This is a genomic window from Streptomyces angustmyceticus (genome assembly GCF_019933235.1).
GTDB lineage: Bacteria > Actinomycetota > Actinomycetes > Streptomycetales > Streptomycetaceae > Streptomyces > Streptomyces angustmyceticus.
Window position 1 is genome coordinate 6,559,633 of record NZ_CP082945.1, and the last position, 26,117, is coordinate 6,585,749.

The 26,117-nt window shown below is 74.2% G+C and carries 28 protein-coding genes; 16 read left to right on the forward strand and 12 right to left on the reverse strand.

Annotated elements, in window-relative coordinates; all coding sequences use genetic code 11:
* Positions 1-31: 31 nt before the first annotated feature.
* Both K7396_RS29250 and K7396_RS29255 read left to right on the forward strand, forming a co-directional pair.
* On the forward strand, positions 32-1,369 hold the full coding sequence (locus tag K7396_RS29250) for a transcriptional regulator (protein WP_086719729.1): 1,338 nt from the start codon (positions 32-34) through the stop codon (positions 1,367-1,369).
* Between the two features lie 68 nt (positions 1,370-1,437).
* Entirely contained in the window at positions 1,438-1,968 is a 531-nt protein-coding gene (locus tag K7396_RS29255; protein WP_086719730.1) for an NUDIX domain-containing protein, read from the forward strand.
* Between the two features lie 30 nt (positions 1,969-1,998).
* On the opposite strand, the gene K7396_RS29260 is transcribed toward K7396_RS29255, so the two are convergent.
* Entirely contained in the window at positions 1,999-2,256 is a 258-nt protein-coding gene (locus tag K7396_RS29260) for a hypothetical protein (RefSeq protein ID WP_086719731.1), read from the reverse strand.
* Positions 2,257-2,584: 328 nt separating this feature from the next.
* Positions 2,585-3,442 (reverse strand): 3-hydroxybutyryl-CoA dehydrogenase, encoded by an 858-nt coding sequence (locus K7396_RS29265; RefSeq protein ID WP_086719733.1) that lies wholly within the window; start codon positions 3,440-3,442, stop codon positions 2,585-2,587.
* 159 nt (positions 3,443-3,601) lie between these two features.
* Between K7396_RS29265 and K7396_RS29270 the strand changes: the two genes are divergently transcribed.
* Complete coding sequence (locus tag K7396_RS29270) at positions 3,602-4,834, forward strand: glycoside hydrolase family 10 protein (RefSeq protein WP_152105113.1); 1,233 nt, start codon at positions 3,602-3,604, stop codon at positions 4,832-4,834.
* Between the two features lie 120 nt (positions 4,835-4,954).
* On the opposite strand, the gene K7396_RS29275 is transcribed toward K7396_RS29270, so the two are convergent.
* Together K7396_RS29275 and K7396_RS29280 are read right to left on the reverse strand one after the other, a co-directional pair.
* On the reverse strand, positions 4,955-5,164 hold the full coding sequence (locus K7396_RS29275; RefSeq protein ID WP_086719562.1) for a DUF1918 domain-containing protein: 210 nt from the start codon (positions 5,162-5,164) through the stop codon (positions 4,955-4,957).
* 275 nt (positions 5,165-5,439) lie between these two features.
* Complete coding sequence (locus K7396_RS29280) at positions 5,440-6,417, reverse strand: DMT family transporter (protein WP_152105112.1); 978 nt, start codon at positions 6,415-6,417, stop codon at positions 5,440-5,442.
* On the opposite strand from K7396_RS29280, the gene K7396_RS29285 reads away from it, so the two are divergent.
* The 5 genes from K7396_RS29285 to K7396_RS29305 all read left to right on the forward strand — a co-directional run bounded on the left by K7396_RS29285 (position 6,416) and on the right by K7396_RS29305 (position 10,422).
* A complete protein-coding gene (locus tag K7396_RS29285) occupies positions 6,416-7,921 on the forward strand; it encodes an aminotransferase-like domain-containing protein (RefSeq protein ID WP_152105111.1) in 1,506 nt (501 codons plus the stop codon). The genes K7396_RS29280 and K7396_RS29285 overlap by 2 nt on opposite strands.
* Before the next feature lie 117 nt (positions 7,922-8,038).
* Complete coding sequence (locus K7396_RS29290; RefSeq protein WP_086721417.1) at positions 8,039-8,491, forward strand: GNAT family N-acetyltransferase; 453 nt, start codon at positions 8,039-8,041, stop codon at positions 8,489-8,491.
* 43 nt (positions 8,492-8,534) lie between these two features.
* Complete coding sequence (locus K7396_RS29295; RefSeq protein WP_086721416.1) at positions 8,535-9,104, forward strand: histidine phosphatase family protein; 570 nt, start codon at positions 8,535-8,537, stop codon at positions 9,102-9,104.
* 206 nt (positions 9,105-9,310) lie between these two features.
* Entirely contained in the window at positions 9,311-10,054 is a 744-nt protein-coding gene (locus tag K7396_RS29300; RefSeq protein ID WP_086721415.1) for a hypothetical protein, read from the forward strand.
* Between the two features lie 5 nt (positions 10,055-10,059).
* Positions 10,060-10,422 carry a DUF4333 domain-containing protein gene (locus tag K7396_RS29305; RefSeq protein WP_086721414.1) on the forward strand — a complete coding sequence of 121 codons (363 nt, stop codon included), beginning with the start codon at positions 10,060-10,062 and terminating at the stop codon, positions 10,420-10,422.
* Between the two features lie 34 nt (positions 10,423-10,456).
* Here the strand turns inward: K7396_RS29305 and K7396_RS29310 are convergent, their stop codons facing one another.
* From K7396_RS29310 to K7396_RS29320, 3 genes are all read right to left on the reverse strand, one after another.
* Positions 10,457-10,909 (reverse strand): YybH family protein, encoded by a 453-nt coding sequence (locus K7396_RS29310; protein ID WP_086721413.1) that lies wholly within the window; start codon positions 10,907-10,909, stop codon positions 10,457-10,459.
* A gap of 145 nt (positions 10,910-11,054) precedes the next feature.
* Positions 11,055-11,801, reverse strand: a complete 747-nt coding sequence (locus K7396_RS29315; protein WP_152105110.1) for a helix-turn-helix transcriptional regulator — start codon at positions 11,799-11,801, stop codon at positions 11,055-11,057.
* A gap of 85 nt (positions 11,802-11,886) precedes the next feature.
* The gene (locus K7396_RS29320) at positions 11,887-12,975 is read right to left on the reverse strand and encodes a class I SAM-dependent methyltransferase (protein WP_086717470.1); all 1,089 of its coding nucleotides are present in this window, start codon (positions 12,973-12,975) and stop codon (positions 11,887-11,889) included.
* Positions 12,976-13,092: 117 nt separating this feature from the next.
* On the opposite strand from K7396_RS29320, the gene K7396_RS29325 reads away from it, so the two are divergent.
* The gene (locus K7396_RS29325; protein WP_086717468.1) at positions 13,093-13,284 is read left to right on the forward strand and encodes a DUF1059 domain-containing protein; all 192 of its coding nucleotides are present in this window, start codon (positions 13,093-13,095) and stop codon (positions 13,282-13,284) included.
* Between the two features lie 70 nt (positions 13,285-13,354).
* Here K7396_RS29325 and K7396_RS29330 read toward each other — a convergent pair whose 3' ends face one another.
* Positions 13,355-14,143: a LysR substrate-binding domain-containing protein gene (locus K7396_RS29330; protein WP_086717466.1), complete on the reverse strand. Its 789-nt coding sequence runs from the start codon at positions 14,141-14,143 to the stop codon at positions 13,355-13,357.
* Positions 14,144-14,201: 58 nt separating this feature from the next.
* On the opposite strand from K7396_RS29330, the gene K7396_RS29335 reads away from it, so the two are divergent.
* On the forward strand, positions 14,202-14,606 hold the full coding sequence (locus K7396_RS29335; RefSeq protein ID WP_086717464.1) for a DUF5997 family protein: 405 nt from the start codon (positions 14,202-14,204) through the stop codon (positions 14,604-14,606).
* 49 nt (positions 14,607-14,655) lie between these two features.
* Here the strand turns inward: K7396_RS29335 and K7396_RS29340 are convergent, their stop codons facing one another.
* Positions 14,656-15,774, reverse strand: coding sequence for an FAD-dependent oxidoreductase (locus K7396_RS29340; protein WP_086717462.1), 1,119 nt, complete (start codon positions 15,772-15,774; stop codon positions 14,656-14,658).
* A gap of 124 nt (positions 15,775-15,898) precedes the next feature.
* On the opposite strand from K7396_RS29340, the gene K7396_RS29345 reads away from it, so the two are divergent.
* Positions 15,899-16,480 carry a TetR/AcrR family transcriptional regulator gene (locus K7396_RS29345; RefSeq protein ID WP_086717473.1) on the forward strand — a complete coding sequence of 194 codons (582 nt, stop codon included), beginning with the start codon at positions 15,899-15,901 and terminating at the stop codon, positions 16,478-16,480.
* Between the two features lie 48 nt (positions 16,481-16,528).
* Positions 16,529-17,104: a class I SAM-dependent methyltransferase gene (locus tag K7396_RS29350; RefSeq protein WP_086717461.1), complete on the forward strand. Its 576-nt coding sequence runs from the start codon at positions 16,529-16,531 to the stop codon at positions 17,102-17,104.
* Positions 17,105-17,186: 82 nt separating this feature from the next.
* Here K7396_RS29350 and K7396_RS29355 read toward each other — a convergent pair whose 3' ends face one another.
* Positions 17,187-17,894 carry an SDR family NAD(P)-dependent oxidoreductase gene (locus K7396_RS29355; RefSeq protein WP_086717459.1) on the reverse strand — a complete coding sequence of 236 codons (708 nt, stop codon included), beginning with the start codon at positions 17,892-17,894 and terminating at the stop codon, positions 17,187-17,189.
* Between the two features lie 160 nt (positions 17,895-18,054).
* Here K7396_RS29355 and K7396_RS29360 point away from each other — a divergent pair, with 160 nt between their 5' ends.
* Together K7396_RS29360 and K7396_RS29365 are read left to right on the forward strand one after the other, a co-directional pair.
* Positions 18,055-18,891, forward strand: a complete 837-nt coding sequence (locus K7396_RS29360) for a flavin monoamine oxidase family protein (protein ID WP_086717457.1) — start codon at positions 18,055-18,057, stop codon at positions 18,889-18,891.
* A gap of 373 nt (positions 18,892-19,264) precedes the next feature.
* Positions 19,265-20,677: an MFS transporter gene (locus tag K7396_RS29365; RefSeq protein WP_174887016.1), complete on the forward strand. Its 1,413-nt coding sequence runs from the start codon at positions 19,265-19,267 to the stop codon at positions 20,675-20,677.
* Between the two features lie 36 nt (positions 20,678-20,713).
* Here the strand turns inward: K7396_RS29365 and K7396_RS29370 are convergent, their stop codons facing one another.
* Together K7396_RS29370 and K7396_RS29375 are read right to left on the reverse strand one after the other, a co-directional pair.
* Positions 20,714-21,508: an SDR family NAD(P)-dependent oxidoreductase gene (locus K7396_RS29370; protein ID WP_086717455.1), complete on the reverse strand. Its 795-nt coding sequence runs from the start codon at positions 21,506-21,508 to the stop codon at positions 20,714-20,716.
* 480 nt (positions 21,509-21,988) lie between these two features.
* The gene (locus tag K7396_RS29375; RefSeq protein WP_086717453.1) at positions 21,989-22,681 is read right to left on the reverse strand and encodes a DUF4232 domain-containing protein; all 693 of its coding nucleotides are present in this window, start codon (positions 22,679-22,681) and stop codon (positions 21,989-21,991) included.
* A gap of 182 nt (positions 22,682-22,863) precedes the next feature.
* Here K7396_RS29375 and K7396_RS29380 point away from each other — a divergent pair, with 182 nt between their 5' ends.
* Both K7396_RS29380 and K7396_RS29385 read left to right on the forward strand, forming a co-directional pair.
* Complete coding sequence (locus K7396_RS29380) at positions 22,864-23,817, forward strand: phosphotransferase family protein (RefSeq protein WP_086717451.1); 954 nt, start codon at positions 22,864-22,866, stop codon at positions 23,815-23,817.
* Positions 23,818-24,057: 240 nt separating this feature from the next.
* Positions 24,058-26,070, forward strand: coding sequence for an integrase catalytic domain-containing protein (locus tag K7396_RS29385; RefSeq protein WP_158101117.1), 2,013 nt, complete (start codon positions 24,058-24,060; stop codon positions 26,068-26,070).
* The last annotated feature ends 47 nt before the right edge of the window (positions 26,071-26,117 follow it).

Here is a 26,117-nt window from a genome sequence, read left to right on the forward strand (position 1 = left end):
GTGGGCGGGCCCGGCTCACCGGGAGGCCGGCATGGAGCCCAACACCCTGCTCGACGCGATTCTCGACGAGGCCGGTATCTCGCACGCCGGCCTCGCCGCGCGCATCAACCGGCTCGGCCGGTGCCGCGGTCTGGCGCTGCGGTACGAACACACCGCGGTGGCCCGGTGGTTGAAGGGGCAGCGGCCGCGCGGGCAGGTCCCCGACCTCATCTGCGAGATCCTCGGCGAACGGCTGCACCGGCCGGTCGGGCTCGACGACATCGGGCTCAGCGGCCCGGGTGCGCAGCGGCCCGCCGGCACCCCGCTCTCCGGCTTCGTGGAGCGGGCCACCGCGCTGTGGCGCTCCGACGAGCAGCAGCGGCCGCACATCCTCGCCGCCCCGGCGCTCACCGGTACCTCGGCGGTCATCCCGGTGTGGGAGTGGGAGAACCCTCCCGAGGACTCCGATGTGTCGCGCGACGGGCTCACCCGGGTCGGCATGGCCGACATCGAGATGCTGCGCGCCGCGCGGACGCACTACGAGACGATGTACCGGAAGGCGGGTGGTATCGCTACCAGAGCACGCATCGTGGGATTCCTCAACGCCGAGGCGGCGCCGCTGCTGCGGGGCAGCTACAGCGATGCGACGGGGCGTCAGCTCCACCGGGCGACCGGCGGACTGGTCGCGGTCGCCGGCATCTGCGCGTACGACTCGGACTCTCTCGGGCTGGCCCAGCGCTACTTCCATCAGGCGCTGCGGCTGGCCAAGGCCAGCGGGGACCGCGGCCTCGGCGCGTATGTCATCGCGCTGCTGGTCAACCAGTCCCTCTTCGTGCGGGAGTACCGCCAGGCGGTCGCCTTCGCGGAGGCGGCGCTGCGGGCCGCGGGCCCGCAGATCACCCCGGCGCTCTCCGCGGACCTCTACGCGATGCAGGCCAAGGCCTACGCCCGGCTCGGCGACGGATCGGGCGCGCTGTCGTGCATCCGGCGCGCGGAGGCGGCCGCGGAGCGCATCCGGCCCGGCCTGGAGCCGGCCGAGACGGGCTATGTCCAGCCCGGCCTGGTGAACGTCCAGGTGGCGGAGGCGCTGCTGAGCCTCGGTGACCTGCGGGCCGCCCGGGAGCAGGCGGACGCCGCCGTCGACACCCCCGCACACGACCGCGGCCGGGTCCACCGGCTGGCCATGCTCACCCATATCGAGCTGCGCCAAGGCGATGCGGACCAGGCCGTGGCCAATGCCGCGCAGATGACGGAGCAGGCTCGGGGCATGGAGTCGCAACGGCTGCGGGACCGGCTGCGGGCGGTGCGCGAGCATCTGGCGGAGACCGGGAGCTCCGCGACGGACGAGGCTGCCGATCTCATCGACGAGGTGCTGCGCGTTCCGCTGTAGGGCGTGGGTCACGCCCCTGACCGGGCTCGTGTCACCTTGCCGGCCCTACAGCGGAAGGTGGCAGTCACGTGCGTTGGAACAACCTCAGCGAAAAGCCCGTCTATGCGAACCCCTGGTTCCGGGTCAATCTGGCCGATGTGGAACTGCCGGACGGCCGGCACCTGGACCACTATCTGATCCGGATGCGGCCCGTCGCCGTGGCCACGGTGGTCAACGAGGCCCATGAGGTGCTGCTGCTGTGGCGGCACCGGTTCATCACCGACACCTGGGGCTGGGAGCTGGCCGCCGGTGTCGTCGAGGACGGCGAGGACATCGCGGCGGCGGCCGCCCGGGAGATGGAGGAGGAGACCGGGTGGCGCCCCGGCCCCCTCCACCACCTCCTCACGGTGGAGCCCTCCAACGGCCTCACCGACGCCCGGCACCACATCTACTGGTCCGAGGAGGGCGAGTACACCGGCCTGCCCCAGGACGGCTTCGAGTCCGACCGGCGGGAGTGGGTGTCGTTGAAGCTGGTGCCCGACATGGTGGCGCGGGGGGAGGTGCCGGCCGCCAACATGGCCGCCGCGTTGCTGATGCTGCATCACCTCCGGCTGGGCTGACCGGAGCCGGCCGGTGGCCGCGTCCCGCGGTCACCGGCCCAGGACCTGCCACAGCGCCACCGCCAGCGCCGCGAGCCCCGTGAGCGCGGCGAGGGACGGCAGTGGCCAGCGGGTGTGCTCCAGGCGTGTGACGCGGGTGTGCACCTCGTCCGCGTCACGCGCGTGCTGCTCGGAGCGCTGGGCGAGCAGGGCGAGTTGGCCGTCGACCCGGGCGGTGCGGACGTCCAGGAGACGCCTCAGCTCCGCTAAGTCGGCGGTGACCAGATCGGGTTCGGGGTGGGCGGTCACGGTCCGCTCCTCATTCCTTCAGTCAGTGACGTCGTGTCCGTACGGGCAGCAGTCAACTGCCCTGCGGCGAAGGGCGGGAGCGTGTGCGGCGGGGATATGCGGGTCTGCGGTTCACACCCCGTGCGAAGTGACGGAGCGTGGCGGTACGGCGGATTCGTACGGGGTGTGAACCGCGCACCCCGACCGGGGCGGTTCACACGCTCCCGTGCGGGTGTGCGCGGGAGTTGACTCGGAGGTGTCACGGGGGCCGACGCCGGCGGACGGGCGCCCGCCGGCCCGGGGTCCGCCCGCCGGTTTTCCCCCGAGCGGCGGGCGGACCGCCCCGGGCTCAGTACGGATAGAACCCCGACCCCGACTTGCGGCCCAGTCGGCCCGCGTCGACCATCCGGGCGAGCAGCGGGGGAGCGGCGTACAGCGGCTCCTTGTACTCCTCGTACATGGAGGCGGCGACCGAGGCCACGGTGTCCAGGCCGATCAGGTCGGTCAGCTTGAGCGGGCCCATCGGGTGGGCGCAGCCCATCTCCATGCCGTTGTCGATGTCCTCGCGGCTGGCGATACCGGACTCGAACATCCGGATCGCGGAGAGCAGGTACGGGATCAGCAGGGCGTTGACGACGAAGCCCGAGCGGTCCTGGGCGCGGATCGCGTGCTTCTCCAGCACGCCCTGCACCAGGGCCTCGGCGCGCTTGATGGTCTCCTCGCCGGTGGTCAGCGCGGGGATCAGCTCGACGAGCTTCTGCACCGGGGCCGGGTTGAAGAAGTGGATCCCGATGACCTGGTCGGGGCGGGAGGTGGCGACCGCCAGCTTCACCAGCGGGATCGACGAGGTGTTGGACGCCAAGATGGCGTCCGGGCGGGTGATCACCTGGTCGAGGACCTGGAAGATCTCCGTCTTGACCTGCTCGTTCTCCACCACGGCCTCGATGACGAGATCGCGGTCGGCGAACTCACCGAGGTCGGTGGTGAAGCTGAGCCGGCCGAGCGTCGCGTCGCGCTCCTCGGCAGTGATCTTGCCGCGTTCGGCGGCCTTGCCGAGGGAGTTGGTCAGGCGGGTGCGGCCCAGCTCCAGGGCTTCGCCGGTGGTCTCCGCGACCATGACGTCCAGCCCGGCGCGGGCGCACACCTCGGCGATGCCTGCGCCCATCTGGCCGCAACCGACCACTCCGACGCGTTCGATGTCGGTCACATCGTGCCTTTCGCTGATCTTCAGGACCGGCGGTACGCCGTAAGGGTCCGGCACCCGCCTTTGGCCCGACGTTACTCCGCGCGGTGCTGTGCCAAGGGGGGCGGGGCGGGCATTCTGAGCCCTCAGGATGGGACGAACCGGACAACCTGGGGAATTTTGATGAGGCGTATCACACGCAGAGGGTTCGCGGTGGCCGCGCTGGGCGCGGCCTCGTCGCTGCTCACCACCGCGGGGGCCGCGGCGCCCGCGGACCGTGCGTCGCGGCGCGAGATGCGGGGCATGTGGCTGGCCACCGTCGCCAACCTGGACTGGCCCTCCAGCGCGCGGCTCCGGCCGGCCGAGCAACAGCGCGAACTGCGGGCCCACTTCGACACGGCCGTCGCCCGCAAGCTGAACACGGTGTTCTTCCAGGTGCGGCCCACGGCGGACGCGCTGTGGCCCTCCCGGTACGAGCCGTGGGCCGCGTGCCTGACCGGGCAGCAGGGCCGCGACCCCGGCTGGGACCCGCTCGACTTCGCGGTCCGCGAGGCCCACCGGCGCAACCTCGAACTCCACGCCTGGTTCAACCCGTACCGGGTCGCCAACCACACCGACCCCGGGCGGCTCACACCGGACCACCCCGCCCGCCGGCACCCCGACTGGGTCCTGCCGTACGGCGGCAAGCTCTACTACAACCCGGGCGTGCCGGAGGTGCGTGGGTTCGTCCAGGACGCGATGTTCGACGCGGTGCGGCGCTACCCCGTCGACGGGGTGCACTTCGACGACTACTTCTATCCGTACCCGGTCGCCGGGCAGCGGTTCGACGACGACGCGGCGTTCGACGAGTTCGGCAGCGGCTTCCGGAGCCGGGCGGCCTGGCGCCGGGACAACATCGACCGGCTGGTCCACGAAATGGCGGACCGGCTCCGCGACGAGGGCGGGCGGGGCGGGCGCGCGGTGCGGTTCGGCGTCGCCCCCTTCGCGGTCTGGCGCAACCGCGCCACCGACCAGCAGGGCTCGCGGACCCAGGCGGGGGTGCAGACCTACGACGACCTGTACGCCGACACCCGCCGCTGGGTGCGCGAGGGCTGGCTCGACTACATCGTGCCGCAGGTCTACTGGCCGCTCGGCTTCGCGGCCGCCGACTACGCGGAACTCGTGCCGTGGTGGGCCCGGACCGTGGACGGCACCGGGGTGGACCTCTACATCGGCGAGGCCCTCTACAAGGCGGGCGAGGCGCAGCCCGCCGCCTGGGAGGACCCGGCCGAACTCTCCCGCCATCTCACCTTCGCCCGCCGCTATCCGCAGGTGCGGGGCCATGTCTACTTCTCGGCCAAGGAGGTCGCCAGGGACCGGGTGGGAGCCATGGCGAGGGTGGTGCGGGACCACTACGCGAGGACGACGCGAACCTAGGGGGTGTCGTTCGGATCATGGCGGCGGCCCGTGCGGGCCCCGGTGGGCCGCACGGGCCGCGGCGGCGATCCGCCGACGGGATCCGGGCACCGGCCGGGGCGAGCCGTCCGGTGCCGGGGTCTACCTGCCGGAGTCGACGTCGGTGACCTTGCCGTGCCTGACGACCGAGTCGGGGCCGGGAGACATGATCGCCTCATGACCGTCCTCGGCGCGGACGCGATAGGGCGGATCGCCGTTCGGGCCCAGTACTTCGACGATTTCGACGACCTTGTCGTGATGCCCGACGGTCCTGCCGTGCACCACCAGCCGGTCGCCCCTGCTTGCATGCATCAGGGTCCTCCCCGCCTCGGGGCGGCCGTACGTCCGGACGGCCGGCTGAGCGGCGGCCGGCGGTTGAACGGCCAACGATGTTGCTCGGTTACGGACCTGGCGCGGCCCGGACGGCGGTACCTGCCGTCGCGGCAAGTTTACGTCCGCGGGCGGTCGCCGCACCCGGAAAAGTGCGGGTTCCTCCCGTTCTGCGGTGACGGTGCCGAGGGTCATTGGCACCGATGCCGGGGGGCAGCGGTGCGGGCGCGCCGTACGGTCGGCGGCTCGCCGGACGGTCATCGGCTCCGCTGGGTGACCGCGATGCACACCAGGACCGCCACCGCCGCGACGGGGGCGGCGGGCGGCAGGTGCTCGCCGAGCAGCAGCACGGACCAGACCAGGGTCAGCAGCGGCTGGGCCAGCTGGAGCTGGCTCGCCTTGGAGATGCCGATCGCGGCCATCCCGCGGTACCAGACGACCAGCCCGAGGAACTGCGAGCCGACCGCCAGCCACAGCAGCCCGGCGACCGAGTGCGCCGTGAGCCGCACCGGCTCCGCGGACAGCGCGAACGCCGTGCCCGTCACCGTCACCGGAAGCGCCAGCACCAGCGCCCAGCCGATCACCTGCCAGCCGGGCATGTGGCGGGCGAGCCGGCCGCCCTCGGTGTAGCCGGCCGCGCACACCAGCAGCGCCGCGAACAGCAGCAGGTCGCCGCGGCCCGGCGCCCCGCCGCTCTGCTGCACCGCGAAGCCGATGACGACGACGGCGCCGACCAGCGAGGCGGCCCAGAACGTGCGGGAGGGCCGGGCGCCGGTCCGTACGGCCGAGCAGGCGGCGGTGGTCAGCGGCAGCAGGCCGACCACGACGGCCGCGTGCGAGGTGGTGGAGGTCTGCAGCGCGAGCGTGGTCAGCAGCGGGAAGCCGAGGACCACACCGCCCGCGACGACCGCGATGCCGGTCCAGTGGCGCCGCTCGGGGAGGCGCACCCGGAGCACGGCCAGCGCGCCCCCGGCCAGGACGGCCGCCAGCACGCTGCGCAGCATCACCACCGTCCACGCGCTCATGCCCTCCAGCGCCCAGGCGGTGGCGGGGAACGTGAGGGAGAACGCGGCGACGCCGAGCGCGGCGAGCAGGGCGCCGCCGGTGAGGGGGGTGCGGCGGGCCGGGGCCGGGGTGGCCGGAGCGGAAGACGGGTCCGGGACGGCGGTGGCCGGGGCCTCCGGGGTGCCGACCGCTATCGTGGCGGTCGCGATAGCGCTATCGTTGTCTCTCATGCATGAGCGTAGCAGTGGGGCAGAACTCGCCGCGACCCTGCGCAGCGAGCTGAAGCGCTACTCTCCAGGTGAGAAGCTGCCGTCCAGTCGTGCCCTCGTGGAGCGGCATCGGGTCAGCCCGGTGACCGTCTCCCGGGCGCTCGCCGAGCTGGTGGCGGAGGGCCTGGTCGTGACCCGGCCGGGCGCGGGGGCCTTCCGGGCCGAGCCGCGCGGCGCGGCGCCGCAGCCGGCCGACACCTCCTGGCAGGAGATCGCGCTGAGCGCCGAGCCGGCCGGCGACCAGGTGCCGCGCAGCGTCGACGCCTCGGGAGTGCTGGCCACGCTCGCCACCCCCGCCGCCGGTGTCATCGCACTCGTCGGTGGCTATCTGCACCCCGACCTGCAGCCCGAACGGGCCCTCGCCGCGGCTCTGGCACGGGCCGGACGGCGGCCCGGAGCCTGGGCCCGGCCCACGATCGGGGGCGTGCCCGAGCTGCGCGCCTGGTTCGCCCGGGAGATCGCCGGACCCGGCGGCGCGCTCTCCGCCGGCGACGTCCTGATCACCGGCGGCGGCCAGAGCGCGCTGACCGCCGCACTGCGCGCCCTGGCCGCCCCCGGCGCCCCGGTGCTCGTCGAGTCCCCGACCTACCCCGGCATGCTGGCCGTGGCCCGCGCCGCCGGGCTGCGGCCGGTGCCCGTCCCCGTGGACGCGGACGGGGTCAGGACGGACCTGCTCGCCGACGCCTTCCGTGCCAGCGGCGCGCGGCTGTTCGTCTGCCAGCCGCTGTTCCAGAACCCGACCGGGGCGGTGCTGGCCGCCGAGCGGCGGCGCGAGGTGCTGCGCGTGGCCCGGGAGGCGGGCGCCTTCGTGATCGAGGACGACTTCGCACGGATGCTGGTCCACGACGACGCCCCCGCGCTGCCGCCCACCCTGGCCGCGGACGACCGGGACGGCACGGTCGTCCATGTCCGCTCGCTGACCAAGGCGACCTCGCCCCATCTGCGGGTGGGCGCCCTGGCCGCTCGCGGCCCGGTGCTCGACCGGCTGCGCGCCATCCAGGTCGTCGACAGCTTCTTCGTGCCCGGCCCGCTCCAGGAGGCCGCCCTCGAACTCGTCGGATCGCCCGCCTGGAGCCGCCATCTGCGGGTGATCGCCGCCGAGTTGACCGTCCGCCGCACGGCCCTGACCACGGCCCTGCGCGCGCGGCTGCCCGCGCTCGTCGAGCGGGGCATGGGGCACGGCGCGGCGTTCGGGCACGACGCCGCGCCCGGGGGCCTGTACGTCCCGCCGGGCGGCTACCAGCTCTGGCTGCGGCTGCCCGACGGCACCGACGAGGGCGCGCTGACCGGGGCGGCGCTGCGGGCGGGCGTCGCGGTCGCGGCCGGCCGCCCGTACTTCGCCGCCGAGCCGCCGGCCGCGCACCTGCGGCTGAGCTTCTCGGCCGCGTCCGGCGCCGCCGAACTCACCGAAGGCGTCCGCCGGCTGCGTACGGCGTGCGAGGAGCTGGGAGTGCCGACGGGCTGACGGGCCGGGCGGCGGGTGGCCCTCCGCGGCCGGGCCCCGGGGGACGCCCGTCTCCTGGCCCGTGCGCGCCGCCCCACCGGTTCGACGCCGCCCCCGCCGCTCTGCGAACCTCCCGGCATGAACGATCACGCCCTCGACGGCTACGAGATCTCCACCGACCCGGCGCGCCTGGACTCCGGCCTGGTCCACCACTGGCTGGCCGCCGACTCCTACTGGGCCGTGGGCCGCTCCAGGGAGCAGCACGACCGCGCCGTCGCGGGCTCGCTCAACTTCGGCCTGTACGAGACGGGTTCCGGACGGCAGGCCGGCTACGCCCGGGTCGTCACCGACCACGCCACCTTCGCCTGGCTCTGCGACGTCTACATCGGCCGCGACGACCGCGGCCGGGGCCTGGGCACCGCCCTGGTCGAGGCGGTCGCCGATCACCTGGCGCCCTGCGGCCTGAGCCGGCTGACGCTCGCCACCAAGGACGCCCACGGCGTGTACGAGAAGATCGGCTTCCGCCCCCTGGTCTCCCCGGAACAGTGGATGACCCTCGGGCTGGTCGACCCGGGACCTGTCGAGATGTGATCAACCGGGGTCACCGGGCCGGTGCCGCTCTTACCATCGGCGGATGAGCGTCCGACTCAAGCTGCTCGCCGCCGGCCGCAGCTCCTCCCTGCTCGGAACGCGGTTCGGCGACGACCGCCCGCTCGACTCCGCGGGATGGCGCGAGGTGGAGCGGGCCGCGCCCGTCCTGTGCCGGCTCGCCGCCGCCGAACTGCGCTACTGCTCGCCGTCCGCCCGCTGCCGGGACACCGGCGAGGCCCTCGGGCTGCGCCCGCTCGCCCAGCCGGCGCTGCGCGACTGCGACATGGGGCGCTGGCACGGCCGCACCCTGGGCGAGGTGGCCGCCGGGGAGCCGCAGGCGGTGGAGACCTGGCTGGCCGACCCGGGCTCGGCGCCGCACGGCGGGGAGTCCCTGCTGGCGTTCATCACCCGCATCGGCCGCTGGCTGGACACCCGGCCGGTCGAGGACGCCGACGGGCTGCTGGCGGTCGCCGAACCCGGGGTCGTCCGCGCCGCCCTGATCTACGCGCTGCAGGCGCCCCCGCACTCGTACTGGCGGATAGACGTCCAGCCGCTGTCGGTGGCCACCCTCACCGGCCGCTCCGGCGCGTGGGACCTCCAACTGGAGGCGTGAGACGGCGGGTCGCCGGTGGTGCGCCGCCCGCCGGCCGTCCCGGCGCACCACCCGGAAAGCCCATCCCGGCCGTTCCGCCGTCCGGGGCGTACGCACCCGTGTGACCTGCGGGAAGAGGCGGCGGGCGGGCCCGGCCGGCGGAAGTCGGCCCCGTCGGGCCGCACCATCGAGGTGCGCACCGCCGGGCCGGGCGCTTCTCTCGGGGTATGCACATACGCCACATTCCTCCCTACGCGCTGGCCGCCGGCGCCCTGGTGGTGTCCGTCCTGCTGTTCGGCGACGACAAGGGCGCCGACGCCGCGACCGGGGCCGTCACCGGAACGGTGGCGGAAAGCGCCGGGACCGCCGGGACCGCCGAGGCCGACGCGACCGCCGGGGCCGCCGGGGCCGGCACGTCGGACACCGCCTCCGCCGTGGTCGTCCGGCCCGAACCGGTGGCACCGGGCGCCGCCTTCTCGGTCTCCGACGGCGGCCGCTGCTCCGGCGACACCGCGGAGGCCGTCTTCGACGACGCCGGCCTCCCCGCGGTGCGGCTCTCCGCACAGAGCGGCGGGCTCGGCGGCACCGCGACCGTGCCGGAGGGCACCGCGCCCGGCTCCTACCGGGTCACGCTCACCTGCGGCGGCGCGTCGGGAGCCCGGCAGAGCGCCCTGGACACCGGCCGGCCGGGCGGCGACGAGGACAGTGACGCGGCCGACGGCAGCGAGGACCGTGGCGGGCGCGGCGTGGCGTACGGGCAGGAATCCGCCGACGGCACCAGGACCCTCACCGGCACCATGGTCGTCTCCGACGGCGCCGACGGGGTCGTGCCCCAGGGCGGTGCGGACACCGGCCTCGGCGGCGCGGCCGGCACCGGCCGGGCGGCCACCACCGCGGGCGGTGTGCTGCTGCTCGCGGCGGCCGGCTGGGGTGCCCTCGCCCGCCGGCGCTCCCGCGCCGCCCGGAGCTGACGGCGGTGCGCGCGGATCCACGCTGGCGCGGCCTCGTCCTCGGCCTGGTCACGGTCCTCGCCCTGGCGGGGGTGCTCGCGTGCGCCGCCGTCCGCCTCCGCGCCCAGGAGGCCACCAGCGAACTCGACGGCGGCACCCGCACCGTGCCGCGCACCGAGATCGCCAGGACGCTCAGCGGCCAGCTCGCCCTGCCCTTCCGCAACGGGCCCGACGCGGTGCGCTGCTCCGGTGACCTGCGGCCCGTGCCGTTGGCCGCGGTGCGCTGCACGGCGCACTTCCCCCTCGGCCCGGAGCGGCATCTGAGGGTCGAGGTCACCCGCGTCCGCGACAACCAGGTCACCTACCGCCGCCACTCCCTGCCGCGCTGAGCGATCGCCGGGTCCGCGGTGACGTCCGGGTGGCCTACGGCGTGAGGTCCAGGGCCGCCCGGCCCGACCCGTCCATCAGGAACGGCACCGAGCTGTGGGTGTGGGTGATCCGCCAGTTGCCGTCGATCCTGCGGAGGCCGACGGTGGCCCGGCTCCACAGCTCCACCTCGAAGCCGTCGGTCTTGGTGCCGCGCATCCGGTTGATGCTGTGGCAGAAGGCGACATCGCCGCCGACCGTGATCTCGACCTGGGTCAGCGACACCTCGACCGGCCCCTCCCAGGTGGCGTACCAGTCCTCGACGGCCTTCCGGTCCAGCGCCCGCGGCCCGCGGTACTGCAGCGGCGGAGCGAGGTTGAAGTCCACCAGGTCCGGCGCGCAGGGGGCGAGGAAGCGCCGCGCGTCCCGTGCCGCCGTCGCGGCCGCCCGGTCCTCCAGCAGCTCCCGGATCCGCGTCTCGTCGGTGGTGCGTACGTGGTCGGTGGTCATGAGGGTCCTCCCGTCGGGCGGCGCCGCGGCGCCCGGAATCCGTGTGCAACGGGTAGACGCCGCGGCCCGCGGAAACTCATCGGCGGGGGCGTCCGGGCACCGGCGGGAGCGCGGGAGGACCGGCCCGGCGGGGCGCGAGGCGGCCCTACGGCGCGAGCCGTACCGCCGTCCGCTCCCGGGTCAGCCAGGCGTTCGCCGCCTCGACCCGGCCGCCCACCCGCAGCTTCGCGTAGGCGTGCTCCAGGTGCTTGTCGACGGTGCGCGGGCTGATCGCCAGCCGGCGGGCGATCTGCTGGTTCGTCAGGCCGCGGGCGAGCAGGGCGAGTACGGCGGACTCGCGGCGGGTGACGGGGGACGGCGGGGGCGGCGGGGAGAGCCGGTTGAGGACGCGGCTGAGCCGGGTGCGCAGCAGGGCGGCGGCCGCCACGTCGTCGTCGGAGAAGTCGCTGCCGCCGCGGCTGATGGCCACGCACACCTTCCGCGGCGTCCCGGCGGCGTAGCCCGCGGGGAACGACATCGCGAGCTGCTGCTCGGCGCCCAGCGGCCGGTAGACGTCGGCGTAGGCGGCGAGGGCGTGGAACTCGCCGCGGGTCTGCAGCGTCGAGCGGCGCATCGGGGTGCCGGGGCCGAGGGTGGTGTGGGCCACGAGGCAGTCGTCGGCCGCCTCGCGGGCGAACGCGTCCCGGATGTCCTCGGTCAGCAGCCCGGCGGGCAGGGTGAGCGGCCGGTCGGCACAGCCGGCGCGGGGGGACCAGACGATGCTGTCGCCGGGAACGGCGCCGAGCAGCAGCGGCAGCAGTGCCGGAACAAGGGTGTCCTCGTCGACGGCATCGATCAGGAGGTCCACGACGGCGAGGATCCGCCGCAGGCCGGCCTCCGCGGCCGCGCTCATACCTCCAGCGTGCCGAGGGGGCACAGGGCAGTCAAGCGAGGCCCACCCGGCCGGCCGGGGGAAGACCGGCCGGGCGCGTCAGGCGCTAACGCCCGACGGCATAGACGCGGTTGACGGGGCTCGTCGCGGCGAGACGCCAGTGGTGGAGTCCGGCCTCGTCGGCGATCCGCCGCATCGCCTCCTCACCCGCGTGGTTCCCCAGTGCCTGCGGACCGTGCTGGGCCAGTGCGGACGGCAGGCAGACGGCGACCGAGCCGGCGGTCAGCGCCCGGCCGACGGGGTTGGCGTTCTCCTGGGCGTTGGCCGAGGCGTTGGGCTCGACGAGCATGCAGGTGCCGCCGTCGGCCAGGGCCTGTTCGGCGTGGTGCAGGGCGCCGCCCGGATCGCCGATGTCGTGCAGGCAGTCGAAGAACGTGATCAGGTCGAAGTCCCGGCCCGGGAAGTCCTGGGCGCCGGCGACCCGGAAGCTGACCCGGTCGTCCACCCCCTGCTCGGCCGCGATGCCGCGGGCCGCCTCGATGGAGGGGCGGTGGAAGTCGAAGCCCTCGAAGCGCGACCGGGGGAAGGCCCGGGCCATGAGCGTCGTGGAGTAGCCGTAGCCGCATCCCACGTCCGCGACGCGCGCGCCGCGCTCCAGCTTCTCCACCACCCCGTCCAGCGCGGTCAGCCACTCCGGTACCAGCGCGGCCGAGTAGCCGGGGCGGAAGAACTTCGCGGTGCCGGCGAACAGCGCGGGACCGTGTTCCTCCCAGCCGATGCCCTCGCCCGTGCGGAAGGCGTCCATCAGGATGTCCTCGGTGGCGTAGATCGCTTGCAGCACGGTGGCGAAGCCCGCCGCGTACGTCGGCAGATCCGGGTCCGCCAGGACGGCGGCGTGCTCGTCGGGCAGCAGGTAGGTGTCGGTGTCGGGCGCGTAGCGCAGGTACTCGCCGGCGACCTGGGCGGCCAGCCATTCGCGGACGTAGCGTTCGACCAGCCCCGTACGGGCGGCGAGCTGCGCGGAGGTGAGCGGTCCCGCGCCGGCCATGGCCGCGTACAGGCCGAGCCGGTCGCCGAGCGAGGTGCACAGGCCGGCGACCGCGGCGCCGCTGTCGGCGATCACCCGCTCCAGGAACCGCTGCACCCGGTCCTCGTCCGGCCCGGACGCCGGGGTGGCACCGGCGGCGGTCGTCATGGCCCTCACCTCCTCGCCCCTCCACTGCACAGGACGGCCACCGCGCGCGCCATACGGGATTCGCCGTATACGTCGCCGCGGCGCCCCGGCCGAGACTGGGGGAGAGGAGGTGCCCTCATGCGCAAGAAGGTCGACTGCCGGGATTACCCGAGTGAGATGAACTGCACCCTCGTCATCGCGGGCGAGGAGGAGGAAGTCGTCCGCGCCGCCAGCGAGCACGCCGTATCCGTCCACGGCCACCAGGACAGCCCGGAGCTGCGGGAACAGATCAGGGCGTCGCTGAAGGACGAGGTTCCGCAGCACGCCTGAGGCGCGGCTGCGGCCCGCCGCCCCGGCCGGGGCGGCGGGGTCGCCGCGCCCGGATACGGTCGGGCTGCCGCTACGACCGGCGGCGGGGCTTGCCGCGCCGGCCGCCCTTGCCGCCCTGCCCGCCGCCGGAGGCGCCCCGCGGGCTCTTGCCGGCCGGCTTGCGGGCCGGCTTCCCGGCCGCGGGCATGCGCCGCGCGCCGCCCGCGTCCTGGCCCTTGCTCTTGGACTCCGCCGCGGTCGCTGCCGGGCGGCGCCCCCGTGAGCTGTTGACCGTCCGCCCGCGGACGATTCCGATGAAGTCCTCCACCAGGTCGGTGGTCGCCTCCTGCGGCCACGACAGCGCGACCCGGGAGGCGGGGGCGTCCACGACCGGGCGGTAGGTGAGGTCCCTGCGGTGGTGCAGACGGGCGAGGGACTGCGGGACGACGAGGACGCCCACGCCCGCCGCCACCAGTTCCACGGCGTCCGCCGTGGTGGCGGGCCGCTCGATCGCGGGCCGTCCCGGCCGGTGCTCCCAGTCGAGGGTGTCGTCGAGGGGGTGCAGCACGATCTCGTCGGCCAGCTCCTCGGCCGAGACCTCGTCGGCCGCCGTCACCAGGTGGTCCTTGGGGACCACGACCACGGTCGTCTCGGTGTAGAGGGGGATCGCGCTGAGGTCCGGCCCGTCGACCGGCAGCCGCACGAAGCCCGCGTCGGCGCCGCCGTCCCGCAGGACGCCGCACGCCTCGGCGGCGGACACCGCGACGAGGTGCAGGGGGACGTCCGGCAGTCGCTCGTTCCAGATCCGCACCCACTTCGCGGGCGTCACCCCGGGGACATACGCGAGACGGAACGAAGAGGATGCATCCGAGCCAGTCACCGGGACAGGTTACCGGTCGTGGTCGGAGCCCGTGCACACGATCGATACCCTTGACACCATGACGTCGCACCAGACCACCCAGACCATGAAGCCCGCGACCGCGGCGAAGAAGCTGGGTGTGTACCTCGAGGCCACCCCCGCCGAGTTCCAGGAGGGTGTCGTCTCGCGCACCGAGCTGAACGCCCTGCAGGCCGATCCGCCCCAGTGGCTGCAGGACCTGCGGCGCGACGGCCCGCACCCGCGGCCCGTGGTCGCCGCGAAGCTGGGCGTCTCCATCTCGGGCCTCGCCCGCGGCGGTGTCACCGAGCCCCTCACCACGGAGCAGATCGACGCGCTGAAGCAGGAGAGCCCCGAGTGGCTGCGGCAGGAGCGCGCCACCCAGGCCGAGGTCCGCAAGGAAGCCGTCCGCATCAAGGAGAAGAAGGCGGCGCGGGAGGAGCAGTCCCGGCAGTCGGGTTCCTGAGCAGCCTTCTCCCCCGGCCGCCCCGGCCGCACGGCGGCGCGGGGCGCGCTCAGGCGGCCGCCGGGGGAAGCAGATGATCGAGCCCCTCGGCGCAGTCCTCGGCGGCTTCGCCCGAGCGCGGCAGCATGACGCTCTCGTAGGCCCGTACGGCTTCGTCGACATCCGAGGCGGTGACCAGGGCGTGCGCCAGCTCGGCGCCGTCGAGCAGGGCGAGGTTGGCGCCCAGCCCGAGGGGCGGCATCAGGTGTGCGGCGTCGCCGAGCAGCGTGACGCCGGGGACGTGCTCCCAGGTGTGCGGGGCGGGCAGCGTGAACAGCGGCCGGTGGACGAAGCCCCCGTCGTTGTCCCGCAGGAATCCCAGCAGGCGCTCGTCCCAGCCGTCGAACAGCGTCAGCAGGTGGGCGCGCACGGCCGCCGTGTCACCGAGTTCGACGCCCGCCGCCCGGTGCCAGTCCTCCGGGGCGCGGAACGCCGCGTAGAGGCGGATGTGGCCGTTGCTGTTGCGCTGGGCGAACAGGACCCCGGCGCCGGCCCGCGCCACCATCGTGCCCGCGCCGACCAGCCGCGCGAGCCCGGCATGGCGGGTGTCGCAGTCGTCGAAACCGGCCTCCACGAAGACCACGCCGGTGTAGCCGGGCACGGCCTGTGAGAGGGCCGGGCGGACCCGCGACCAGGCGCCGTCGGCGCCCACCACCAGGTCGAACTCCTCGCTGCCGCCGTCGCCGAAGTGCAGGCGGGCGGTGCCGTCCCCGAGCGGGGTGACCCCACTGACGGCGCGGTCCCACCGCACGCTGCCCGCGGTGAGCGATTCCAGCAGCAGCCCGCGCAACTGACCCCGGTCGATCTCCGGGCGGTCCTCCTCGCCGTGGTCGTGCGGCGGCCCCTGCTGCGGCAGGACGGCGGCCGTGGCGGGGTCGAGCAGGCGCCACTCCTGGGCCTCGGGGCGGGACAGCGCGCGGAACCGGTCGAGCAGGCCCGCGGCGTGCAGGGCGCGCTGTCCGGTGCCGGCGTGCAGGTCGAGAGAGCCGCCCTGCGGGCGCGCGCCGGCGGCGGCCTCCCGTTCGAAGACGGTGACGGAGCGGCCGTGGCGCTGCAGCACGCGGGCGCAGGCGAGGCCGCCGAGGCCGGCGCCGACGATCGCGACACGGGGGTCACTGGCGGAGTGCATGGGGCGTTCCCCTCGGAAGGCGGGTGAGATGCCGGGAGGTCCGGCCCGACCAAGAAAGCACACTCACTAAATAAGCGCAATCACTAAACGTTTTCAGTGGGTGCACTTCGGGTACGGTGTGCCCGTGACCGAACCGACCGGGCGCCGTGAGCGCAAGAAGGCGCAGACCCGCAAGGCGCTGGCCGACGCCGCACTGGAGCTCTTCCTCGACCGCGGCTACGACCAGGTCTCCGTCAAGGACGTCGCGGAGGCCGCCGATGTGTCGGTGACCACCCTGTTCAAGCACTTCCCCGGCAAGGAGGCGCTGGTCTTCGACGAGGAGGACGACATCGAGGCGGCGCTCGTCGCCGCCGTGCGGGAGCGCGCCCCGGGGCAGTCGATCCCGCGGGCGCTGTGCGCGCACCTCCTGCGGACGCAGGACCTCGCCAAGGACCCGGGGTGGGCCCCGTTCCTGCGCATGGTCGAGGAGACCCCGGCGCTGCGCGACTACTCCCACCGCATGTGGATGCGCCACGAAACGGCCCTGGCGCGGGCCATCGCCGAGGAGACCGGCGCCCCCGAGGACGACGCCGCCTGCGCCGCCCTCGCCCGTTTCGCCCTGGAGACCCGCGGGCTCGTCCAGCGGCACACCGACCCGCGACGCGCCGTCGAAGCCGCCTTCGCCCTGCTCGAACACGGCTGGGCGGCCGCGCACCCCGGGGCCTGAGCCCGTCTCGCCATACTGAAGTCCTCGTCCGGGACAGTCAGGGGGCACATGGAAACCGGCAGGCCGAGTCGGACCGCGTGGCGGGCGGCGCACGCCCGTGCCCGTCACCAGGCCGATCCCCGGCGGGTCTTCGCCCCGCTGGACTTCGAACGCGGCACCCTCGACGGGGCCCTGGACGCGGCCGGGCTGGACCGCACCCGCGCGGCGTTCTTCATCTGGCTCGGCGTCACGCCCTACCTGACACGGGACGCAGTCCTGGCCACCCTGCGTGCCGTGGCCGCGCACCCCGCCCCCGTGCAAGTGGTGTTCGACTACTACCGCGAGTCGTCCGCGGCGATGGCGCCGGAGCTGCGCGCCGCGTACGAGGCCGCCACCCGGCAGGTGGCGGAACTCGGCGAACCCTGGCTCAGCCACTTCACCCCCGACGGCCTCGCCGGGGAGCTGCGCGCGATGGGGCTGGCCGACATCGAGGACCTCGCGGGCCCGGACCTGCTCGCCCGCTACCTCGGCGAACCCGCGCCCGCCGCCGACGCGTTCAGCGGTCAGGTGCTCCGCGCCGGGCGCACCGCAGACCGGCGGCCCTCACGCCCGTCCCGCCCGGCGCCGTCGCCGCCCCGGGGATGAGCCGCCGCCCCGGGGACGACGGGGCAGCAGCGGCAGGCGGGCGCCGGGCTCGCGCGCGAGGGCCGCCCCGCCGCCCCGCCCCTCACCAGGGCAGCGGGCCCGCCGCGTCGAAGAAGCCCGCGGTCGGTCCTTCGGGGCCCACCTGGGCCATGCGGACGATGATCTCGGCGCCCTCCTCGACGGTCTGCGTACCCGCGTGCCGGTTGAGGTCCGTCGCGGTGTAGCCGGGCTCCACCGCGTTGATCCGCATGGCGGGGAACGCCTTCGCGTACTGCACGGTGAGCATGTTGACCGCGGCCTTGGAAGCCGGATAGGCGACGCCCGGGTAGGCGTGGGCCGGGCTGTCCGGCGCGGTGACCCGTGACAGCGAGGCCAGCCCGCTGCTGACGTTGACCACGACCGGGGCGGCGGACCGCTGCAACAGCGGCAGGAACGCGTGCAGTACGCGCACCACCCCGAAGACGTTGGTCTCGAACAGCAGCCGCGTCTCGTCGGCGGTCAGCCGCGCGGCGTCGAGCACCCCGCCGTCCGGCGTCCGCCGTTCGATGCCGGCGTTGTTGACCAGCACGTCCAGGCCGCCGTCGGCCGCGAGGGTCTCGGCCGCCGCGTCGACGGAGTCGTCGTCGGTGACGTCGAGGCGGACGCTGCGCGCGCCCAGCTCCTCGGCGGCCCGGCGCCCGCGTGCGGCGTCCCGGCTGCCCACGTAGACGGTGTGGCCCGCCGCGACGAGCCGGCGGGCGGTCTCGAAGCCCAGCCCCTTGTTCGCTCCGGTGATCAGTGTGGTCGTCATGTCTCCAGGTTCCGCGCCCGGTCGCGGAACCGCGCGCGGGCGGCGACCCGCGCCGCCCGCGCGCGCCGCGCCCGCCCGCCCGCCGCCGGCCGTGCCCCGATGGATCACCCGCCGGGCGGAGCCGGGGCCGCTGGGTGAGGCTGGGCGGTGGAGGTGGGCCATGGAACAGGTGCGGGCGGACGTCTGCGTGGTGGGCGCCGGCTTCGCCGGACTCGCCGCCGCGCGACGACTGGCCCGGGCGGGCCACGAGGTGCTGGTGCTCGAAGCCAGGGACCGGGTGGGCGGCCGGGTGTGGAACCGGGAACTGCCCGACGGGACGGTGGTGTCGGCCGGCGGCACCTGGCTGGGCAAGGGCCAGCACCGGATGTTCCAACTCTGCGGGGAACTGGGCCTGGAGGTGTACCCCCAGTACGAGCGGGGCGATCACCTCCTGCGCCTGGACGGCGTCAACCACCGCTATCGCGGCGTCCTCCCCGCCACGGGCAAGGGGACGCTCCTCGCCCTCGGCCTGGCGCTGGCGCGGCTCCGTCTGATGACGCGGCGGCTGCCGGCGGACGCCCCGTGGCGGGCCCGCGACGCCCGGTCCTGGGACGCCCGGACGCTCGGGCAGTGGCTGGCCGACCCGCGCAACGTGCCCTCGGCCACCGCCCGCACCCTGCTCAGGTCGAGCATGCACCTGCTGTTCTGCGCCGACCCGGCGGAGGTGTCGCTGCTGGGCGCCCTCACCCTGGCCAGGGGCGGCGGCGGTTTCGGCTACTACACCGACTCCCGCCGGACCGAGTCCCACCTCGTCGACGGCGGAGCCCCCGAACTGGCGCGGCGCATGGCCGGGCAACTGGGCGGGCGGGTGCACCTGTCCAGCCCCGTGCACCGGATCGCCCACGACGGCACCGGCGCGACGGTCGTCCTCCTCGCTCACCGTGCGGGCGCAGCGCGTGATCGTGCCCGATGGAGGGCGCGGTGCGCTCCGGCGAGCGGGCCGCCCACGAGGTGCTGACCGCGCTGTCCCTCGGCCGCCGCGCCATCGGCGCGTAGCGCCCTGCGCCCGCGGGCCCGCAGGCCGCCGGACCGTCGAGGCGCAACCCGTCCGCCACGTCCGTCCGCCACGTCCGTCCGCCCTCACCGGCCCGCGCGTCCGACGGTGCTTTCGCCACCCTCGCCACCTCACCCTTGCCTCGCCGCCCTGCGGCCACCGACGCCCCTGCCGGGACAGCCGCCGGCGCTCGCCCGGTCCCGACGGGCCCGTGCCGCACGCCCGCCGTCGGCGCCCTGCACCGCGGCATCGGCCATGCGGAGCGGCCCGAGCGCCCGGCACGCCGCTGAAGCGGTCAAGTCACCGCGGGTGCGCGTCCCGCGCATACCGTGGCGCCATGGTGCGCGCCGGCGGTGCCCAGGGCGATCGGCCGCAGGGGCCTGCGACACCGGGGCGGCCCCTGGCCCCGCTGCTCGCGGTCTGTGCGGGCTACTTCATGGTCATCCTGGACGTGACCGTGATCAACGTCGCCGTTCCGGTGGTGGGACGGGAGCTGTCGGCCTCGCTCACCGGCATCCAGTGGATCACGGACGGCTACACGCTGGTCTTCGCCGGCCTGCTGCTCACCGGGGGAGCGCTGGGCGACCGGCTGGGCAACCGCCGGATCTTCTGCACCGGGGTGGTGGTGTTCACGGCCGCCTCGGTCGGCTGCGGACTGGCCCAGAGCGCCGGGGCCCTGGTGGCCGCCAGGCTGTGCGAAGGGCTCGGCGCGGCACTGATCGTGCCCGGCTCCCTCGCGCTGCTCCAACAGGCGTACCCCGCGCCCGCCGAGCGCTCCTGGGCCTTCGGCCTGTGGGGCTCGATGGCGGGCATCGCCGCCTCCGCGGGCCCCCTCCTGGGCGGCCTCCTGGTCACCACCGTGGGCTGGCGCTGGGTGTTCTTCATCAATGTGCCCGTCGGCTGCGTCTGCCTGCTGCTGACGCTGCGCCGGGTGGCCGCCTCGGCCCGGCGCGCGGACCGCCCCGTGGACTGGCCGGCCCAGTGCGCGCTGATCGTGCTGGTGGCCCTGCTGATCGCCGTCCTCAACGAGGCGGGACGCCGGGGCTGGACGGACCCGCTGATCGTCACGGGAGCCGTGCTGTGCCTGCCGGCCGCCGGCGCGTTCGTGCTGCGCGAGCGCCTGGCCCGCACCCCCGTACTGCCCCTGCGGCTGCTGCGCTCCCGCCCGATGGGCGGCGGCGCGGCCATCGGCCTGCTGTTCAACTTCGCCTTCTACGGCATGATCTTCACCGCCAGCCTCGACTTCCAGCACCAGCGCGGTCTGACCGCCCTGCGCACCGGGATCGCCCTCTTCCCCGCGGTGGTGATGACGATGTTCGCCTCGGTGCTGTCCGGACGCCTGGCCCGCCGCACCGGACACCGCCCGCTGGTGACCACGGGCATGCTGCTGGGCGCGGCGGGTCTGGCCGGCTGGGCGGCCGCCGGCCGGGACCCGGCCTACGCGCTGCTCGTGGCCCCGATGATGGCGGCGGGCTTCGGCACGTCCTTCGCCCTCACCGGTACGACCGCCACCGTGATGGCCGCCGCCCCGGACGCGTACTCCGGCACCGCCTCCGCCCTGTTCAACACCACCCGCCAGATCGGCAGCGCCGCGGGGGTCGCGCTGGGCGGCTCGCTGCTGGCCGCCACCGCCGACTTCGCCACCGGGCTGCGCACCAGCATGGCCGTCGGCGCCGCCGCCTACCTGACGGCCGCCGCCCTCGCCCTCTTCTGCATCCCCCGCGGGCCCTCCGTCCGGCTCGCCGACTGAGGGACGGCCGGCCGGGGTGGCGACCCGGGCCGGAGATCACCAGGTCTTGACCTGGCCGCCGTCGATCGTGAACTCGGCTCCCGTGATGTTGCCCGCGAGCGGGGAGGCGAGGAAGAGGGCCAGGTCGGCGACCTCGTGCGGTTCGGTGACCCGCCCGGTGGAGATGCCCATGGACTGTGGCACGACCACGTCGAGGGCCTCCTGCGCGGTGGTCCCGGCCTGGGCCGCCGTGAGGTCGGCGAAGCCGCCCGGAGCAGTCCAGAAGGGGGTGCGGACCGGCCCGGGGGCGATCGCGTTGACCCGGATGCCGCGCGGCGCGAACTCCTCGGACAGCGACTTTGTCAGGCTGCTGAGCGCCGCCTTGGCCGCGGAGTAGTCCACGACCATGGGGAACGGCAGACGCGCGTTGATGGAGCCGATGTTGAGGACTGCGCCCCCGCCCGCGTCCAGCAGGTGCACGAGCGCGGCGCGGCTGGCCCGGACCGCGCTGAACAGGGTCATGGTGAAGATGCGCTGCCACTCGGCGTCGTCGATGTCCAGGAAGCTCGTCCGGGGCGTCGCGGCCCCCAGCGCGTTGATGAGGATGTCGACCCTGCCGTGCCGGTCCACCGCCTGCCGGACGAGGGTGTCCGGGCCGTCGGCGGTGGACAGGTCGACCGGGACGGCGGTGACGCCGTGGTTCTCCCGGAGTTCTTCGAGTTCGGGGGTGACGCTCCGGCTGCCGGCCACGACGTGGGCGCCCTCCCGGGCGAACGCCTCGGCGAGGGCCAGACCGATGCCCTTGCTCGCTCCGGTGACGAGGGTGACCTTGCCCTGGAGTTGGAGGTCCATCATGGTCCTTTGCGTATCCGGTCGCCCCCTGTGCCGAGCGTAGGGGGAATCGCCGCCACCGGCTCGGCGGAGCGGCCGCCACCTGCCGCGTGGAGCACCGCCCGGACCCGCGCGACCTGTTCGCCCCGCTGGAGAACGGATGGGCCACCACCCCGCCGGCGACACCGGAGGACCGTCCCGCACGGGACGACCGAACCGGCCCGGGCGCCGCGTCGCACCGCCGGCCGGACTCCGCGTCGCGCCGGGGGCCTTCAGACGCGCGACCACCTCCGCCTGATGGGCTGCGGAGGTGGTCGCGAGATCGAGGTGCAGACGACACTTGGTTGCCGTCCCGGGTTCCGGGACGGCAACGACGTCGATGCGGACGGCGGCCGGGTCCGGCCGGACGAAGCCGCCGAGGGCTGCCACGTCGGTCACGCCGGGGGCCTCTGCACCCGGCCCGCCACAACATCCGGTCCGTCGCCGGACGGAGACCGGTGCTCAGAAGTCGTACGGCTTCTTGGTGCTCCAGTTCAGCACGTCGGCCTCGTTCCAGCTGAACTGCGGCTTGTCGCCCTTGAGGGAGACGGAGTAGGAGGGGCCGCTGCGGCCGTCCGCGCCGCGCAGCGCGAGGGCGAGCGACTGCGCCGTCTTGTTCTTCGAGCCGTAGTCGAAGAGGTTCACCGCGCTGTACGCCGAGCCGCCGGGCTGGAGCGTGATCTGCCGGCCGCCGCCCGGGTTGTCCTTCTTCGAGTGCGGCAGCGCGGCGCCGTTGTCGCCGAGCTTCACGGTCGGGTACGAGGTGACCCAGCAGGGCTTGGAGCCCTTGTTCGACGCGGTGACCAGCAGGTGGTCGCCCTGCTGCCCGGCGAACCGGTGCACCGCGGTGAGCAGCATCTCGTCGCCGCGGCACTGCTGGGCGCCGGCCGTGGTGCCCTTGTTCGTGGTCTGGCCCGTCCCGCCCGTGGCGGTCGTCGAGCGCGCACCGTCCTTGGCGTCACCGCTGCCGTTGGCCTGCGCCGAGCCGCCCTTGGCGTCCCCGTTGGCGGCGGACGACTGGCTCTGCGAGCTGCCGGCGCTGTCGGCGCCCGCCGCCTTCGAGTCCCCGTCGGCGCCGCCGCAGGCGGTCAGGCCCAGCGCCAGCGCGGCGGTGACGGCGGCCAGGGCGGCGGTACGAATCCGGGAAGTGCGCATGATCGGGTTCCCCCTGCGTTTCGTGCGGGAACCGTTCCCGCGGTGTGCACACCACTTTTCCCGGAGCCACTGACGTTCCGTGAACGCCTCACTCACGTTCCGCTAACGCACCGCGCGAACGGGTGGGACCGTGCCGGCGCCGGTGGAAGCGGCCGGAAGGACAAAGGACAGGGGACAGCGCGATGACCCACCACGACGAGGCGGCGGCCGTCCGACCGCTGACACGGGCCTGGGTGAGCCGGCACCTGGCGGCCGGCGAGCGGATCGTCGGAACCGAGGCGCTGCCCGGCGGTATCACCGCCGAGATGCGGAGGCTGACCATCGGTACGCGGGACGGCGGCACGCGTGACCTGGTGCTGCGGACCTTCGTCGACACCGAGCACGCCGAGGACCGGCTGCACAGGGAGGCCGGCGCCCTGACCCTGTGCACGGGGACCGGCGTGCCGGCCCCCGGACTGGTCGCGGTCGATCCGGCCGCTTCGCATGGTGAGTACCCCTCGCTCCTCATGACGCATCTGGCGGGCCGGACGGTCCTCGACGACGAGGGACTGGAGGCGCGCGTCCCGCTGCTGGCCCGTCAGCTCGTGGCGATCCACGCGGTGCGACCCGTTGAGCGGCCCCGGGACTACGTGGCGCTGACGACCGCGGACACCGTCGTGGTGCCGCAGGGCGCCGACGCGGCGGCATGGGCCGCGGCGATCGACGTGATCCGCAGGCCCGCGCCGCCCGGCGCGGGGCGATTCCTGCACCGGGACTTCCAGCCCGGCAACGTGCTGTTCGAGGTGCCGCCCGGGGACCCGGCAGGTGCCCGGATCACCGGCGTCGTCGACTGGGCGGCCGCCTCCTGGGGCCCGGCGGATCTCGACGTGGCGCACTGCTCGACCAATCTCGCGCTGCTGCACGGCCCGGCGTGGGGTCCGCGGTTCGCCGAGGCGTACGAGGAGGCCGGCGGGGCCCTGGCCGCGGCCGCGAGCGAGCGGCTGTACTGGCGGGTACGGGACGCACTGGCGCTCTCGGAAGAGGTGCGGCGGGTGTCGCGGCCCTGGCGCGAGGCGGGGAGGACCGACCTGACCGCGCGAGCCGTGGAGGAGCGGCTGGATGCCTACGTCACCGCCCTGATGGACGCGCCGGGCTGAGCGGCCGGGGGCAGTCTCCCGCTGTGACTGAGCGGCTGAGTTGGCCCTTTAGCGCTTGAGTTGGCCCGCCTGAGCGTCGGTGTTGGCCCGCAGGGTAGCGGCTGGTGTGCTGACCTGCTGGGACTTCGAGAGAAGCTGTACGGGAAGCGGTGCAAGCGCGCTGTTGTGGGGGCATGACGGTTACGGTCCATGCTCCGGAGATCGAATCCCGGCCGATCTGGTCGCACAGCTGCACCTTGGATGAACTCGTTGCTCCTGACGCGGGCCCGGATCCGGATGGCGCATCTGCTGGAGGTGGAGACCGGCTACCGCAGTGGCAGCCGCTCCTGGGCCAGGCCCGGTGAGCCCAGGGTCGAGTACGACCCGGAACGGACCACGCTGACCGAGCGCCGACGCGCGAAGGTGGCCGAGCTGAAGGATCTGGACCGCCAGGAGGCCAAACAGCTGGGGCTGGAGTGGATCAGTGAGCGCACGCTGAAACGCATGGCCGCTCATTACGACGAGAACGGGTTGATGGGCCTGGCAGACGGAAGGTGGACGCCACCCCTGCGAGGCCGCCGGGCGATCGGAGACGAAGTCGCCGAGGCGATCCGTTCCGTACATGCCGAGTCGCTACATCGCTCGAAGCTGAGCATGAAGACGAAGGAGAGGTTGATCCACCAGTACGTGCGGGAGAAATTCGAGACCGAGGGCAAGAAGGTGGAGGTGCCGCACTACACCACGCTGGCGAAGGTGTGGAAGGAGTGGTTCGGCACCGAAGGGGCCCGGCAGCGATACATCCGCTCCGCCGCGGCGGTGGAGACGGGGAAGGCGAAGGTGGTAATCGTCCGGCCGGGGCAGGTGGTCGCACTAGACACCACGCCGCTGCCGGTGAAGGTGCTCGACGATGTCTTCGGTGCCCCGATCTCCGTCCGTCTCACCCTGGCCCTGGACACCTACTCGCATTCGCTGGTCGCGTTCCGTCTCACGCCGGTGTCTGACTCGTCGGTGGAGGTGGCGATGCTGCTGCGGGATGTGCTGTTGCCGCTGCCGATGCGCCCGGACTGGGGCGAGGAGATGGAGTGGCCCTACCCAGGCGTCCCGGCCGCCTTGGTGGCCGAGTTCGCAGGGCACCGAGTAGCCGGCCTGCCGTTCTTCGCTCCGGAGACGGTGACCAGCGATCACGGCAGCGTTTACAAGAATCACCAGATCGTGCAGGTAGCACGCACGTTGGGGATCGAGTTGTTGCCGGCCCGTGCGATGCGTCCGACCGACAAGGCTGCCTGCGAACGCGCCTTCGCCGGGATCCAGTCGCTGCTGCTGGAACTCCTGCTCGGGTTCCGCGGCATCGATGTCGCGGACCGCGGAGTGGACCCCGAAGGGGACGCGGTCTGGACACTGGCGGAGATGGAGCACCTGTTGGCAACTTGGGTTGTCGCAGTGTGGCAAAACCGGAGACTCGATCAGTATTCGCCTGCTTGGGACCCGGGCGGGCGACACAGTCCGAACACCCTCTTCGCCGCTGCGGCGGCCCGCGACGGGATCAGTCTGGAGATCCCCGAGCCGAGTCTGTACTACGAACTTCTGCCCGCACACTTCGTGAGGATCGACCGCCGTCGTGGGGTAAAGATCGGCGGACTCTGGTACGGCGGCACCGACCCGGTTCTGGACCCCTATCGCGGCCAGCGCTCCGGCCGCAGCGGACGGCACGAGGGTAAGTGGGCCGTCAATCGCGATCCTCGGGACTGCCGCGAGGTCTACTTCGAGGACCCCGAGCACGCGGGGGTCTGGCATGCCCTGAGTTGGAACGGCCTGCCGCCGGGAGACGACGTCCCGGCTTTCTCTGATACGCGCGTACGTGAAGTGCTGCGCGAGGCGGCCCGCACCGGCCTCAAGCCGCGCGACGATGGTGAACTGCTGCCCGTGCTGCTGAAGTTGGTTGCCACACGCACGCCGGTTGCGGCATGGCCCACCCAGATGACCGCCAAGCAGAAGAGCGAGCGGGCTCGTGAGCTGGTGCGAGCCCGCGCTGCCGCGTCCGACCGGGCGCCGGTTCCGTTGAGCACTCTTCCTCCACCCACCCCACCATCTGAGCTGGCCGCCAACACTCGGCGAGCCGTCACTGCAGACCGGCAGCGGCGCCGCGAGGCCGCTGTCTCGCAGCCGCCGACAGCGCCTCCTCTGCTGGGTGAGTCCTTGCGGGCCCGCAGCCTGTTCCTGCTGCCTGACGAGGACGTCGACCAAGCCGATGAGCCGGGATCGGGGACCACATGAGTGCCCCGAGCGGCAGAGGGTCTGTCCCTTTCGTACTGCCGGGCCCT